A 14,161-nucleotide genomic window follows, 5' to 3' on the forward strand; every position below is an offset into this window, starting at 1 on the left:
CAGACCAGGGGTAGATCCCAAAGGAACCCCAACCACCAGACACTCAGGCCCGGCGGTCATTGGGGGTTAATGCATTGGCATCAACATATTTCTAGCGCACTGTTGAGTTCTCAAGAACCGGACGCACCCACCCCGACACAACCCCTGAAACAAGGGCCAGCGGAAGAGGGGCAACTTTCCCACCCTAACCGGCAACCAGGCCAAACCTCAACCCAGCCCCAGCACAGGCAGCTTCCGGCGCCACCCACTCCAGGCGCGGATCACCCTCAGCCAGAAGCTTCCGGGTTTTCCGCCCCGCTCGGGGCGACATGAAGAACAGTACGCGGCGACCGGACCGGGAGGCAAATCCACCCGGCACCGGTCGCCGATCCACTACTGCGACAACGGAAGAGCAACGGCAGCGAGCGACTTCTTGCCGCGCCGCAGCACGGCGTACCGGCCGTGCAGGAGCGTGACGTCGGCGAGGGTCGCCTCCGGGTCCGTCACCTTGACGTTGTTGACGTACGCCCCACCCTCGCCGATGGTCCGGCGGGCGCCGCTGAGACTGGGTGCGAGACCGGTGTCGGCGAAGAGCTGGGCCAGGCGGACCGCCGGCTCCTCCGGCGTCGCGGTCGGCAGCTCCTCGAGCGCCCCGCGCAGAGTCTTCTCGTCGATCCCGTCGAGCTCCCCCCCGCCGAACAGCGCGGACGACGCCTCCTCCACGGCCCGGGCTGCCGCCTCGCCGTGCACGATCGCCGTGACCTCGTGCGCCAGCGCGCGCTGGGCCGCCCGAGCTCGCGGGTTGTCCACGACCTGCCGACCGAGCTCCTCGATCTCCTCGGGGCTGCGGAAGCTGAAGGCCTTGAGGTAGTCGACGACCTTGGCGTCCTCGGCGTTGAGCCAGAACTGGTAGAAGGCGTACGGCGACGTCAGCTCCGGGTCGAGCCACACGGCACCGGACTCCGTCTTGCCGAACTTCGTCCCGTCCGCCTTGGTCAGCAGCGGCGTCGCCAGGGCGTGGACCGTCCGCTGGTCCACGCGGCGCACCAGCTCGCAGCCGGCGGTGATGTTGCCCCACTGGTCCGACCCGCCGAGCTGGAGCGAGCAGTCGTACCGCCGGTGCAGCTGGAGGTAGTCGTTGCTCTGCAGCAGCACGTAGCTGAACTCGGTGAACGAGATGCCCGTCGTCGCGAGCCGCTTGCTGACCGCCTCCCGGTCCAGCATCCGGTTGACGCTGAAGTGCTTGCCGACGTCGCGCAGGAACTCGATCGTCGACATCGACCGCGTCCAGTCGAGGTTGTCGACCATCGTGGCGGCGGCCGGGCCCTCGAAGTCGACGAACGGCGCGATCTGCGCCTGCAGGCCCGTCACCCAGCCCGCCACCACGGACGGGTCGTTCATCGTCCGCTCGGCCGACGGTCGCGGGTCCCCCACCAGGCCCGTCGCCCCGCCCACCAGGATGAGCGGCCGGTGCCCGGCCTGCTGCAACCGCCGGGCGGTGAGCACCTGGACGAGGTGCCCGACGTGCAGGCTCGCGGCGGTGGGGTCGAAGCCGACGTAGTAGGTGAGCGGACCCGTCGCCAGAGCCTCCCGCAGCGCGGCCTCGTCGGTGGAGTGCGCCACCAGGCCCCGCCACTGCAGTTCGTCCCAGACGTCGTTCACGACTCGTCGGCTCCTCAGGTCTTCCGCGTGGGCGACCGTCGCCCGCCGACACGGTACGCGGAGACGGTGGGCTCGTTCACGAGGGAAACGCGCCAGGGCGTGGGAGCCCCCGCGCCCGAGACGCCCACGCGGGGCCCCCACGTGACGTCACCGTCCCCGACCGGGTGCCCGGGCAGCACCCCGAGGGGGCCCCCGGAACAGACGTCGGCCCCGTCCTGAGCGCGGTCCACACCCAGCGCCTGCGCCAGCCGAGCCGGTCCACGGGCCAGGTCGACGTCGCGGCGGGCCGCGGGCCGCCGCGAGCGGGCCAGGTCCACCCCCTCCACGACCTGCCCGGCACGCAGGAGGACGGCCGACGCCGTGCCCTCGGGAGCGCACACGAGGTTCACGCACCAGTGCATGCCGTAGGAGAAGTAGACGTAGGCGAACCCGGGCGGCCCGAACATCACCCGCGTCCGCGGTGTCGGCCCGCGGAACGCGTGCGAACCCGGGTCGGACTCCCCCGCGTAGGCCTCCACCTCCGTCAACCGCACGGCGACGACCCCCTCCGGCGTCTCGTGGCGCACGACCCCGCCCAGCAGGTCGCGCGCCACGGCGAGGACGTCGCGGTCGAAGAAGGAGCGGTCGAGCGTCAGGGCCGCGCCCACGCCAGGTGACCCGCCAGAGCGTCCTGGGCCGCTTCCAGCTGCTCGGCCACGCGGACGGGAGCGGTTCCGCCGACGCCGTCGCGCGAGCTCAGCGAACCCTCCGTCGACAGCACGTCCCTGACCTCGGGGGTGAGGTGCGGTGAGATGGCCGCGAGGTCCTCCACGGTCAGGTCCCACAGCTCCACGCTGCGGTCCTCCTGCGCGGACCGTTCCTCGCAGCGGCGCACGCAGGCACCGGAGATCTGGTGCGCCTCGCGGAAGGGGACGCCCTGGCGCACCAGCCACTCCGCGACGTCGGTGGCCAGGGCGAAGCCCTGCGGCGCCAGCGAGGCCATCCGGTCGGTGTGGAAGTGCAGCGTGGCCACCATGCCCGCGACGGCGGGCAGCAGGAGCTCGAGCGTGTCGACCGCGTCGAACACGGGCTCCTTGTCCTCCTGCAGGTCCCGGTTGTAGGCCAGCGGCAGCCCCTTGAGCGTCACCAGCAGGCCCGTGAGGTCGCCGATGAGACGGCCGGCCTTCCCGCGGGCGAGCTCGGCCACGTCGGGGTTCTTCTTCTGCGGCATGATGCTCGACCCCGTCGACCAGGCGTCGTCGAGGGTGACGAAGGAGAACTCCTTGGTGGCCCAGACGATGACCTCCTCGGAGATGCGGGACAGGTCCACCCCGATCATCGCCGCGACGAAGGCGAACTCGGCGGCGAGGTCGCGCGAAGCGGTGCCGTCGATGGAGTTCTCGACGCTGCGGGTGAACCCCAGCTCGTGCGCGACGGCCACCGGGTCCAGGCCGAGCGAGGACCCCGCCAACGCACCCGACCCGTACGGGGACACCGCGGCGCGGGCGTCCCAGTCGCGCAGGCGCTCGACGTCGCGCAGCAGCGGCCACGCGTGGGCCATGAGGTGGTGACCGAGCAGGACCGGCTGGGCGTGCTGCAGGTGCGTGCGCCCCGGCATCGCCGCCGTCGGGTGCGCCGCGGCCTGCGTCAGCAGCGCCTCGACGACGTCCAGGACGAGCCCGGCGACGACGCGGGCGTGGTCGCGCAGGAACATCCGCAGCAGCGTCGCGATCTGGTCGTTGCGGGAACGGCCGGCCCGCAGCCGGCCGCCAACGTCACCCCCCACGCGGTCCACGAGCGCGCGTTCCAGGGCCGAGTGGACGTCCTCGTCGTCGGGGGCCGGCACGAACGCCCCGGAGACCACGTCCGCCTCCAGCGCGTCGAGACCGTCCAGGAGCGCCTGCACGGTGGCCGCGTCGAGCAGGCCGGCGCCGTGCAGGACGCGCGCGTGCGCGCGGGAGCCGGCGAGGTCGTACCGGGCGAGGCGGAAGTCGAAGTGCGTCGACTTCGACAGCGCGGCCATCGCCTCGGCGGGGCCGGTGGCGAACCGGGCGCCCCACAGGCCCTTCTCGCCCTGCTGCGGGGGGTTCTGCGTCATGGCACGTCCACTTCGTCGGGTTGGTCGGCTGGTTGGTCAACGGCTGCGGTCCGGCGCGCCAGCGCCAGGAACCGGGCGGCGACGGCGTCGCCCCCCAGGGGGTCGCGGGTGATGACCAGCACGGTGTCGTCCCCGGCGATGGTGCCGAGCAGCGACGGGATCACCGAGTGGTCGACCGCGCTGGCCAGGAACTGCGCCGCCCCCGGCGGGGTGCGCAGGACGACGAGGTTGGCCGACGCCTCGGCGCTGACGAGGAGTTCCTCGCACCAGCGGGCGAGCCGGGCGTCGAGAACCTCCTGCCCGACGCCGCGGCGGGGGGTGCGGTCACCGCCCTCGGCGGGCAGCGCGTAGACGAGCCCGAGGTCGCCGTCGCGGACCTTGACCGCTCCCAGCTCGACGAGGTCGCGCGACAGCGTCGCCTGCGTCACCGCGACACCCTCCTCGGCCAGGTGGCTGGCCAGCTCGGTCTGCGAGCGGACCGGGTAGCGGGCCAGGACCGCGGCGATCCGGTCGTGCCGGAACGCCTTCGTGCCCGCCCCCGGGCCGGCGGGCGGGGTCGGGACCGAGGTCACCGGGACTTCTCGAGCAACCAGACCAGCAGCGCCTTCTGCGCGTGCAGCCGGTTCTCCGCCTCGTCCCACACGACCGACTGCGGCCCGTCGATCACGTCGGCGTCGATCTCCTTGCCCCGGTAGGCGGGCAGGCAGTGCAGGACGACGGCACCGGGGGCGGCCCGCGCGAGCAGCGCGCTCGTGAGGGAGAACGGGCGGAACCGCTCGTCCTCCTGCCCCTCCTGGCCCATGGAGACCCAGGTGTCGGTGGCGACCACGTCGGCCCCCGCGACGGCCTCGGCGGCGTTCGACGTCACCGTCACGGAACCGCCTGTGGTGGCCGCGACGGCCCGGGCGCGGGCCACCACACCCGGGTCGGGCAGGTCGGAGGCGGGGGTGCCGATGCGGACGTGCATCCCCGCCGTGGCCCCACCGAGGGCGTAGGAGTGGGCCATGTTGTTCGCCCCGTCCCCCACGTAGGCGAGCGTCAGCCCGGCGAGGGTCCCCTTGTGCTCGGCGACCGTCTGCAGGTCGGCGAGGATCTGGCACGGGTGGTACAGGTCCGTCAGGGAGTTCACGACGGGCACGCGGGAGTTCGCCGCCATCTCGGCGAGGGAGTCCTGCGAGAACGTCCGCCAGACGATCGCAGCGACCTGGCGCTCCAGGACGCGCGCGGTGTCGGCGACGGGTTCCCCGCGACCGAGCTGCGAGCCGGCCGCGTCGACGACGAGGGGCACCCCGCCGAGGTCGGCGACACCGACGCTGAAGGAGACGCGCGTCCGGGTCGAGGGCTTGTCGAACAGCAGCGCGACGGTCCGGGGCCCGGCGAGGGGCTTCTCGGCGAACCGGTCCTGCTTGAGGCGTGCGGCGAGCGCGAGGACCTCGGCCTGCTCGGCGGGACTGAGGTCGTCGTCGGCGAGGAAGTGCCGGACGGTCACGGGGTCGCTCCCTTCAGCGCGGTGTCGAGGATCTCGGGCAGTGCGGTCACGAACGTGTCGGCCTGGGCGGCGGTGAGGACGAGCGGCGGGGCGAGGCGGACGGTGTCCGGACGTGCCGCGTTGACGATGAACCCGCGGGACAGCGCCGCCTGGACGACCTGCGCCCCGACGGGCTGCGTGAGCGCGATCCCCAGGAGCAACCCCTCCCCGCGCACCCCCTCGACGAGCGGGTGGCCCAGGGCCTCGACCGCCGCGCGCAGGTGCCGGCCGACCGTGGTCGCGTTGTCCAGCAGACCGTCACGCGCGACGGCGTGCAGGACGGCCAGACCGGCTGCGGACGCGACCGGGTTCCCGCCGAACGTCGACCCGTGCTGACCGGCGCCCAGGAGCGTGGCGTTGCGCGGGCCGAAGGCGACGACGGCACCGACGGGGACGCCGCCGCCGAGCCCCTTGGCGACCGTGACGACGTCCGGGACGACGCCCTCGTGACGGGGGTTCTGGAAGGCGAACCACTCCCCGGTCCGCCCGATGCCGGTCTGCACCTCGTCGAGGACGAGGAGCGCGCCGTGCTCGGCGGTGATCCGCCGGGCCGCGGCGAGGTAGCCGTCGGGGGCCGGGACGACACCGTTCTCGCCCTGGACGGGTTCGAGGAACACGGCCGCCGTGGCGCCGTCGACCGCCCGGCCGAGCGCCCCGACGTCGCCGTAGGGGACGAACTCCACCCCGCCCGGGAGCGGCTCGAAGGGGGCGCGGTAGGCCTCCTTCGCCGTGAGGGCGAGGGCTCCCATCGTCCGGCCGTGGAACGCCCCGTGGGTCGAGACGACCTTCGGGCGACCGGTCCGGCGGGCCATCTTGAACGCGGCCTCGTTCGCCTCGGTGCCGGAGTTCGCGAAGAACACCGCGGACCCCTCCGGGGCGCCGGCCACCTCGAGCAACCGCTCGGCGAACGCGACCTGCGGGGCGGAGGCGAAGAAGTTCGAGACGTGCCCGAGCGTCGTCAGCTGGGTCGTCACCGCGGCCACGAGCAGCGGGTGCGCGTGCCCGAGGGAGTTCGTGGCGATGCCCCCGAGCAGGTCGAGGTAGCGGTTGCCGTCGGCGTCCCAGACGTGGCAGCCCTCACCGCGGACGAGCACGCGCTGCGGGGTGCCGAACGTCTGCATGACCGAGCGGGTGTAGCGCTCGATCCAGGCCTGCCCGGTCCCGTCGGTGACCGGGAGGGCCTCGGCGCCGCCCCCGTGTTCCGTGGTGAGTTCCATCGGTTCTCCCTGCCGCCTCACGGCACGACCATCGTGCCGTTGCCGGAGGTCGTGAAGACCTCCAGCAGCACTGAGTGCGCCTGCCGGCCGTCGATGACCGTCGCCCGCGGCACCCCGCCGCGGACGGCGCGCAGGCACGCCTCCATCTTCGGGACCATCCCCGACTCCAGCGACGGCAGGAGGTCGGCGAGGTCGTCGGCCGCGATCTCCCGCACGAGGGAGTCGGTGTTCGGCCAGTCGCGGTACAGGCCCGCGACGTCGGTCATGACGACGAACTTCTGCGCGCCCAGCGCCACGGCGATCGCCGAGGCCGCGGTGTCGGCGTTCACGTTGAGGACCTGGCCGTGCACGGGGTTCCCGTCGTCGTCGACCTCGGGCGCGACGGTCGAGATGACGGGGATGCGTCCGGCGTCGAGGAGGTCCACCACGGCGCGCGGGTCGACGCCCACGACGTCGCCGACGAGACCGACGTCGACGAGTTCACCGTCCACGACCGCACCGCGGCGGGTGGCGCGCAGCAACCCGGCGTCCTCCCCGGACAGGCCGACGGCCAGCGGGCCGTGCGCGTTGAGCAGGCCGACGAGTTCCCGGCCGACTTGCCCCGTGAGGACCATCCGGACGACGTCCATCGTCTCGGGGGTCGTGACGCGCAGACCGCCGCGGAACTCGCTGCGGATGTCGAGCCTGCGCAGCATCGTCGAGATCTGCGGACCCCCGCCGTGCACGACGACGGGCCGCAACCCCGCGGTGCGCAGGAACACGACGTCCTGCGCGAACGCGCGCTTGAGCCCGTCGTCGACCATGGCGTTGCCGCCGTACTTGAGGACGACGAGGGCACCGTGCCACTTCTGCAGCCACGGCAGGGCCTCGACGAGGACGTTCGCCTTGTCCTGGGCGGACAGGTCGGTCAGTTCAGGGCTCATGTGGAGTAGGCGCTGTTCTCGTGGACGTAGGCGTGGGTGAGGTCGTTGGTCCAGATCGTCGCCGTCGCCGGGCCGGCCTTGAGGTCGATGCGGACCCGCACCTCGCGGGGGGCCAGGTCGACCAGGGCCGGGTCGGCGTGCGGGGCGCCGTCGACGCAGACCGCGACGCCGTTGAGGCTCACGTCGAGCGTCTGCGGGTCGAACCGCGCCGAGGTCGTCCCGACCGCCGCCATGACCCGGCCCCAGTTCGGGTCCCTGCCGAACACCGCGGCCTTGAACAGGTTGTTCCGCGCCACGGAGCGGCCCACCTCGACGGCCTCGTCCTCGGAGGCGGCCCCGACGACCTCGATCGCGATGTCGTGGTCCGCGCCCTCGGCGTCCGCCACGAGCATCCGCGCGAGGTCGGCACAGACACGCCGGACGACCTCGCCGAACGCCTCCGGGCCGGGCGTGGTGCCGCTGGCGCCGGAGGCGAGCAGGACGACGGTGTCGTTGGTCGACATGCAGCCGTCGGAGTCGACGCGGTCGAACGTCGTCCGGGTGGCGGCCCGCAGCGCGCGGTCGAGGTCGGCGGCCTCCACGACGGCGTCGGTGGTCAGGACGACGAGCATCGTCGCCAGGCCCGGCGCGAGCATCCCGGCCCCCTTGGCCATGCCCCCGACGACGAACCCCTCGCCACTGGCGATGGCCTGCTTGGAGACGGTGTCCGTCGTCATGATGGCCGTGGCCGCCGCCGTCCCGCCCTCGGTCGACAGGACCGCGGCCGCGGCGCGCACCCCCTCGAGCAGCTTCTCCCGCGAGAACTCCACCCCGATGAGCCCGGTCGAGCAGACGACGACGTCGGCCGCACCGGCGCCGGTGAGTTCCCCGACCAGCTCGGCCGTGGCGTGCGTCGTCTGGAAACCCTGCGGGCCGGTGAAGCAGTTCGCGCCGCCGGAGTTCAGGACGACGGCCTTCAGGTGACCGTCGGCGCTGGCGCGTTCGCTCCACAGCACGGGGTGCGCCTTGCAGCGGTTCGACGTGTAGACCGCGGCGCCGGCCTCGAGCGGACCGTCGTTGACGACGAGGGCGAGGTCGGGGCGGCCGGAGGCCTTGAGCCCGGCGGTGACACCGGCGGCGCGGAAACCCTTCGCGGCGGTGACGCTCACGGGGCGACCCCCACGGCGGCCAGACCGGCGTCCTCGGGAAGACCCAGGGCGATGTTCACGGACTGCACGGCTCCTCCGGCGGTTCCCTTGACGAGGTTGTCGATGGCGGACACGACGAGCACGCGCCCGGCGTGCTCGTCGACGGCGAGCTGCAGCGCGCACGCGTTGCCGCCGGACACCTGCGCCGTGGAGGGCCACTGCCCCTCGGGCAGGAGGTGGACGAAGGGCTCGTCGGCGTAGGCGTCCTCCCACGCCGCCCGGACCTGCGCCGCGCTCGCCCCGTCCGCGAGGCGCGCCGTGCACGTGGCGAGGATGCCGCGGGACATCGGCGCCAGCGTCGGGGTGAAGGACACGGTCACGGGTGCACCGGCGGCGAGGCCGAGGTTCTGCTCGATCTCGGGGGTGTGGCGGTGGCCGCCACCCACGCCGTAGGGGCTCATCGAGCCCATGACCTCCGAGCCCAGCAGGTGGGGCTTGAGCGCCTTGCCCGCCCCGGACGTGCCGGAGGCCGCCACGACGACGACGTCGTCGGGGGCGAGCAGCCCGGCGGTGAGGCCGGGGGCGAGCGCGAGGCTGACGGAGGTCGGGTAGCAGCCCGGGACGGCGATGCGCCGGGTGCCGGCGAGGTGTGCGCGCTGGCGTCCCCCGCCGGCCAGCGGCAGTTCGGGCAGGCCGTAGGGCCAGGTGCCGGCGTGGGCGCTGCCGTAGAAGCGCTCCCACGCGGCGGCGTCCGCGAGGCGGTGGTCGGCGCCGAGGTCCACGACGAGGACGTCCTCACCGAGCTCGGCCGCCACGGCCGCCGACGCACCGTGCGGCAGGGCGAGGAAGACGACGTCGTGACCGGCGAGGACCTCCGTCGTCGTCGGCTGCAGGACGCGGTCGGCCAGCGGCAGCAGGTGCGGCTGGAGCTGCCCGAGGCGCGTGCCGGCGTTGGAGGCGCCGGTGAGGGCACCGATCTCGACGTGCGGGTGGTTCAGCAGCACCCGCAGGACCTCGCCACCGGCGTAGCCGCTGGCCCCTGCGACGGCGGCCGACAGCCGCTTCCCGGGTTCCATGTGCATGACCATACACCTACCTGGCTAGGCATTCATGACCGGGTGGCCGTCGGTCGTCAGGCGATCGGGTCGTCGGGTCCGTAGGGGGTGACGACGAGCTTGCGCGTGGCGGGACCCAGGCGGGGTTCGGCGGCGCGCAGCGACGCGGGGGTGTCGGCGCCGACGCGCAGGAACCGCCCGGACCACGCGTCCAGCTGCCCCGAGGCGATGGCGCGCACCATCTCCACGACGGCCTCCGGGTCCGTCCACTCGGTGCGTTCGGCGTGCTGGCTCATGCTCGTCGACATCGCCGTGCGCACGACGCCCGGCGAGAGCTCGAAGGCCAGCACCCCGTGCGGGGCGCCCGCCGCGGCGATCGCGCCGCCGAGGCGGAACAGCGCCGCCTTGCTCGCGGCGTAGGCGGCGTGGGTCCCGCTGTCCTTGGACGCCGCACCGGAGCTGAGGTCGACGACCCGGCCCGAACCGCGCGCCACCATCCCCGGCACGACGGCGCGCGCGACGTGGAACGGGCCGAGGACGTTGGCCTCCAGGACCGCCCGGACGTGCGCCGGGTCGGCCTCCCACGGCGGCACCTCCTGCGGCTCGATCCGGCCGGCGGCCTGGACGAGCAGGTCGAACCCGCCCAGCTCGAGCTCCAGGGCGTGCACACCCGCCGCGACGGCGGAGGCGTCGGTCACGTCGAAGGCCGTCGCCACCGCCCGGCCGCCGTCCCTCGAGATCTCCTCGACCAGCTCGTCGAGGGCGCGCGCGCTGCGGGCGACGACGGCGACGGTGAACCCCGCCTGCGCCAGGCCGAGCGCGACCGCCCGGCCGATGCCCTGGCTGGCGCCGGTGACGAGCGCACGCACCGGCTGGACCGCGGGGACCTCAGACACGCTGCACCGCCCCCGTCCGCTCCGCGGCCAGGGCGACGGCGGCGGCGCGGGCCGCGCTGGCCTCCTCCGCGGTCAGCGTCCGGTCCGGCGCCCGGAAGCGCAGGGCGAAGGCCAGCGACTTGCGGCCCTCCCCCACCTGCGCGCCCGTGTAGACGTCGAAGAGGTGCACCTCCTCCAGGAGCGGACCGGCACCCTCGCGCAGCGCGTCCTGCACGCTCGCCGCGGGGGTCGCCGCGTCCACGACGAGGGCGACGTCCTGCGTCGCGGCCGGCAGACCCGACAGCGGCTCGACCTGCGGGGCCGCGCCGACGAGGGCGAGCAGCACGTCCAGGTCGAGCTCGAAGGCGGCCGCGCGCGCGGGCAGCCCGAGCGCCGCGACCGCGGACGGGTGCAGCTCCCCGGCGTACCCGACCACGTGCCCCTGCGGCGTCGTGATCCGCGCGCACCGTCCCGGGTGCCACGGGGGGTGCTCGGCCGCCGCGACGACGACCTCGACCCCGACGGACGTCGCGACCGTCCGGGCGGCCTCGACCGCGTCGGCCCAGCCGGCGGGTTCGGCCGTGCGGGCGAACCCGTCCGCGAGCGCCCCGGGGCGGCGCCGGGCGCCGGTGAGCACCCCGGCCACGTGCAGCGGCTGGGCCGGCACGGCCGCCCGCAGGCGGGCCAGCTCCTCCTGCGACGGGCGGCGGTCCACCCCGGGCACCTCGGCGCGCCCGGCGCCGGCGCGGGGGTGGGTGACCGAGCCCAGCTCGACGAGGGCGAGGTCTCGCGACCCGCGGGAGACGTTGCGCCGCACCACCTCCACCAGGGAGTCGAGCAGGCTCGTGCGCATCAGCGGCTGCTGCTCGGACAACGGGTTGGCCAGTCGCAGCGCGGTGCGGCGCGGGTCGTCGGCGGGCAGTCGCTGCGCGTCGTGGACGGACGCCGCGACGAACGGGTAGCTCAGCACCTCGACGAAGCCGTCGTCGGCGAGCGCCCGGGCGACCGAGCGGCGGGCCCGCTGCCCCGGCGTCAGGCCGGTGCCGGCCGGGGCCGGCGGCAGGACGGACGGGATCGCGTCGTACCCGGCGAGGCGGGCGACCTCCTCGACGAGGTGGACGCGGCCGGTGAGGTCCGGTCGCCACGGCGGCGGCGTCACCGTGAGGGAACTCCCGTCGACGCCGACGGTGCAGCCGATCTCGGTCAGCGCGCCCACGACGACGTCGGCGGCGTAGCGGACGCCGACCACCCGTTCGGGGAACCCGGCGTCCATCGCGATCGGCTGCGGAGCCGGGGCTCCACCGACGTCGGTCGCCGTCGTCTCGGCCGTCCCGCCACCGTGCTCGACGAGGAGCCGGACGGCGAGTTCGGCCGCGGCGGCGCAGATCGTCGGGTCGGTGCCCCGCTCGAACCGCTTGGCGGCCTCCGACGGCAGCCGGTGCCTGCGCGCCGTGCGGGCCACCGTGACCTGCGCGAAGTGCGCGGCCTCGACCAGCACGTCGCGGGTCGCGGCCGAGACCTCGCTGGCGGCCCCGCCCATGACACCGGCCAGGCTCAGCACCCGGGAGGTCGAGGGGTCCCCGGGGACCTCGTCGGTGATGAGCAGGTCCTCGGGGTCCAGGGTGCGTTCGACGTCGTCGAGCGTGGTGAGGCGTTCGCCGGCGCGGGCCCGGCGGACGACGACCTCGCCCTGCAGCTGCTCGAGGTCGTAGGCGTGCAGGGGCTGCCCGGTGGCGAGCATCACGTAGTTGGTCACGTCGACGGCCAGCGAGATCGGCCGCATCCCGGCCTGCCGCAAGCGGTCGGCGATGAACGCCGGGGTCGGGCGCGCCGGGTCCACGCCCCGGACGACGCGGGCCACGAAGCGGTCGCAGCCGACGGCCCCGCGCACGGGGGCGTCGTCGGTGAGCCGGACGACGTACCCCGGGCCGGAGGGCAGGGGCACCTCGACGTCGACCGGGTCGCGCAGCACCCCGGCGACGGGACGGCGCGTGCCGTGGGCGTACTCGCGGGCGATCCCGCGGATGCTGAAGCAGTAGCCCCGGTCGGGCGTGACGTTGACCTCGACGGTCTCCTCGGCCAGGCCCAGCAGGGCCAGCGCGTCCTGCCCCGGCGCCACCTCGACGCCCGGGAGGTGCTGCGAGAGCACGATGATGCCGTCGTGGTCCTCGCCCAGGCCCAGTTCGCGGGCCGAGCAGATCATGCCGTCCGAGACGTGCCCGTACGTCGTGCGCGCGGAGATGCCGAAGCCGCCGGGCAGCTCGGCGCCGGGCAGCGCGACGACGACGAGGTCGCCCTCGACGAAGTTGTGCGCGCCGCAGACGATCCCGCGCGAGCCGGCGGGGTCGTTGTGCTCCGGCCCGACGTCGACGTGGGTCCAGTTGATCGTCTTGCCGTTCTTCTGCGGCTCCCCGGCCAGGTCCAGGACGCGGCCCACGACGACGGGCCCGGTGATCCCGGCCGTGTGGATGCCCTCCTCCTCGAGGCCGACGCGGACGAGGGACGCCGCGACGTCCACGCCGGTCGCACCGGGTTCGAGGTCGACGTGCTCGGCGAGCCAGCTCAGGGGGATGCGCATCAGAGGTCCCCCTCCCCCGCGGCCACGGCCGGGGCGACGACGTTCGCGACCCCGGAGGCGGACAGGTCCTCCACGCCGAACGCCCGGCTGAACCGCACGTCACCCTCCACCACGTCGCGCATGTCCGTCACCCCGTTGCGGAACATCAAGGTCCGCTCGATCCCCATGCCGAACGCGAAACCCTGGTAGCGGTCGGGGTCGATGCCCGCGGCCCGCAGCACGTTCGGGTTGACCATCCCGCACCCGCCCCACTCGATCCAGCCGCGCTCGGCGTCCCGCCCCAGGGAGAAGCGCAGGTCCAGCTCGGCGCTCGGCTCGGTGAACGGGAAGAACGCCGGCCGCCAGCGCGTCTCGACGGCCGAGCCGAACATGGCGCGCGCGAAGTGGTCCAGCGTGCCCTTGAGGTTCGCCATCGTCAGACCCTCGTCGATCGCGATGCCCTCGAGCTGGTGGAACACCGGGGTGTGGGTCGCGTCGAGCTCGTCGGTGCGGAACACCTTGCCGGGGCACACGACGTACAGCGGCACACCGCGCTGCAGGAGCGACCGGCTCTGCACGGGCGAGGTGTGGGTGCGCAGCACGAGACCGGACTGCGCCCCCCCGGCGTCGTCGGCGACGAAGAACGTGTCCTGCATCTGCCGCGCCGGGTGGTCGGCGTCGAAGTTCAGGGCGTCGAAGTTGAACCACTCGGCCTCGACCTCGGGGCCCTCTGCCACCTCCCAGCCCATCGCCGTGAACACGTCGCCGACGCGTTCGACCAGCAGGGGGATCGGGTGCCGGGCACCGCGGTCCGGGCGCGCCGCGGGCAGCGTGACGTCCACGACCTCCTCGCGCAGGACGCGCTCGGTGTGCTCGGCCTCCAGGACGGTGCCGCGCTGGGCGACCGCGGCGTTCACCCGGCCGCGGGCCTGGCCGACGCGCTTGCCGGCGGCCGCCTTCTCCGGTCCGGGCAGCGTGCCGATGGCACGGTTCGCCAGGGCCAGCGGGCTGCGGTCGCCCGCGTGCGCCGAGCGCGCGGCCTTGAGCTCGTCGAGGTCGGTGGCCGCGGCCACCGCGGCGAGGGCGGCGTCGAGGGCTGCCTGCACGCTCGTCTCGTCCACCGCGCCCTCGGGCACGTCGGGCTGGTCGGGCATCGGGGGT

General features: G+C 74.3%; 12 protein-coding genes. All 12 read right to left on the bottom strand.

Annotation, left to right across the window (positions count from 1 at the left end):
- Positions 1 to 372: 372 nt before the first annotated feature.
- From tyrS to pheS, 12 genes are read right to left on the bottom strand one after another with little or no spacing between them, the layout of a single operon-like run.
- Positions 373 to 1,641: a tyrosine--tRNA ligase gene (gene tyrS / locus AB2L28_RS00005; protein WP_370716677.1), complete on the bottom strand. Its 1,269-nt coding sequence runs from the start codon at positions 1,639 to 1,641 to the stop codon at positions 373 to 375.
- Positions 1,642 to 1,655: 14 nt separating this feature from the next.
- On the bottom strand, positions 1,656 to 2,288 hold the full coding sequence (locus tag AB2L28_RS00010; RefSeq protein ID WP_370716678.1) for a DNA-3-methyladenine glycosylase: 633 nt from the start codon (positions 2,286 to 2,288) through the stop codon (positions 1,656 to 1,658).
- Positions 2,273 to 3,718, bottom strand: coding sequence for an argininosuccinate lyase (gene argH / locus AB2L28_RS00015; protein WP_370716679.1), 1,446 nt, complete (start codon positions 3,716 to 3,718; stop codon positions 2,273 to 2,275). The genes AB2L28_RS00010 and argH overlap by 16 nt, the downstream gene beginning before the upstream one ends.
- Positions 3,715 to 4,290: an arginine repressor gene (locus tag AB2L28_RS00020; protein ID WP_370716680.1), complete on the bottom strand. Its 576-nt coding sequence runs from the start codon at positions 4,288 to 4,290 to the stop codon at positions 3,715 to 3,717. The genes argH and AB2L28_RS00020 overlap by 4 nt, the downstream gene beginning before the upstream one ends.
- Positions 4,287 to 5,207: an ornithine carbamoyltransferase gene (argF, locus tag AB2L28_RS00025; RefSeq protein WP_370716681.1), complete on the bottom strand. Its 921-nt coding sequence runs from the start codon at positions 5,205 to 5,207 to the stop codon at positions 4,287 to 4,289. Before argF ends, AB2L28_RS00020 begins: the two co-directional genes overlap by 4 nt.
- Entirely contained in the window at positions 5,204 to 6,463 is a 1,260-nt protein-coding gene (locus tag AB2L28_RS00030) for an acetylornithine transaminase (RefSeq protein ID WP_370716682.1), read from the bottom strand. The genes argF and AB2L28_RS00030 overlap by 4 nt, the downstream gene beginning before the upstream one ends.
- 17 nt (positions 6,464 to 6,480) lie before the next feature.
- Complete coding sequence (argB, locus tag AB2L28_RS00035) at positions 6,481 to 7,386, bottom strand: acetylglutamate kinase (protein WP_370716683.1); 906 nt, start codon at positions 7,384 to 7,386, stop codon at positions 6,481 to 6,483.
- A complete protein-coding gene (argJ, locus tag AB2L28_RS00040) occupies positions 7,383 to 8,534 on the bottom strand; it encodes a bifunctional glutamate N-acetyltransferase/amino-acid acetyltransferase ArgJ (protein ID WP_370716684.1) in 1,152 nt (383 codons plus the stop codon). Before argJ ends, argB begins: the two co-directional genes overlap by 4 nt.
- Positions 8,531 to 9,589, bottom strand: coding sequence for an N-acetyl-gamma-glutamyl-phosphate reductase (gene argC, locus AB2L28_RS00045; protein ID WP_370716685.1), 1,059 nt, complete (start codon positions 9,587 to 9,589; stop codon positions 8,531 to 8,533). Before argC ends, argJ begins: the two co-directional genes overlap by 4 nt.
- A gap of 56 nt (positions 9,590 to 9,645) precedes the next feature.
- A complete protein-coding gene (locus tag AB2L28_RS00050) occupies positions 9,646 to 10,464 on the bottom strand; it encodes an SDR family NAD(P)-dependent oxidoreductase (RefSeq protein ID WP_370716686.1) in 819 nt (272 codons plus the stop codon).
- On the bottom strand, positions 10,457 to 13,021 hold the full coding sequence (pheT, locus tag AB2L28_RS00055; RefSeq protein WP_370716687.1) for a phenylalanine--tRNA ligase subunit beta: 2,565 nt from the start codon (positions 13,019 to 13,021) through the stop codon (positions 10,457 to 10,459). The genes AB2L28_RS00050 and pheT overlap by 8 nt, the downstream gene beginning before the upstream one ends.
- The gene (pheS, locus tag AB2L28_RS00060; RefSeq protein WP_370716688.1) at positions 13,021 to 14,154 is read right to left on the bottom strand and encodes a phenylalanine--tRNA ligase subunit alpha; all 1,134 of its coding nucleotides are present in this window, start codon (positions 14,152 to 14,154) and stop codon (positions 13,021 to 13,023) included. The genes pheT and pheS overlap by 1 nt, the downstream gene beginning before the upstream one ends.
- Positions 14,155 to 14,161: the final 7 nt, after the last annotated feature.

Source organism: Kineococcus mangrovi, assembly GCF_041320705.1.
Classification (GTDB): domain Bacteria; phylum Actinomycetota; class Actinomycetes; order Actinomycetales; family Kineococcaceae; genus Kineococcus; species Kineococcus mangrovi.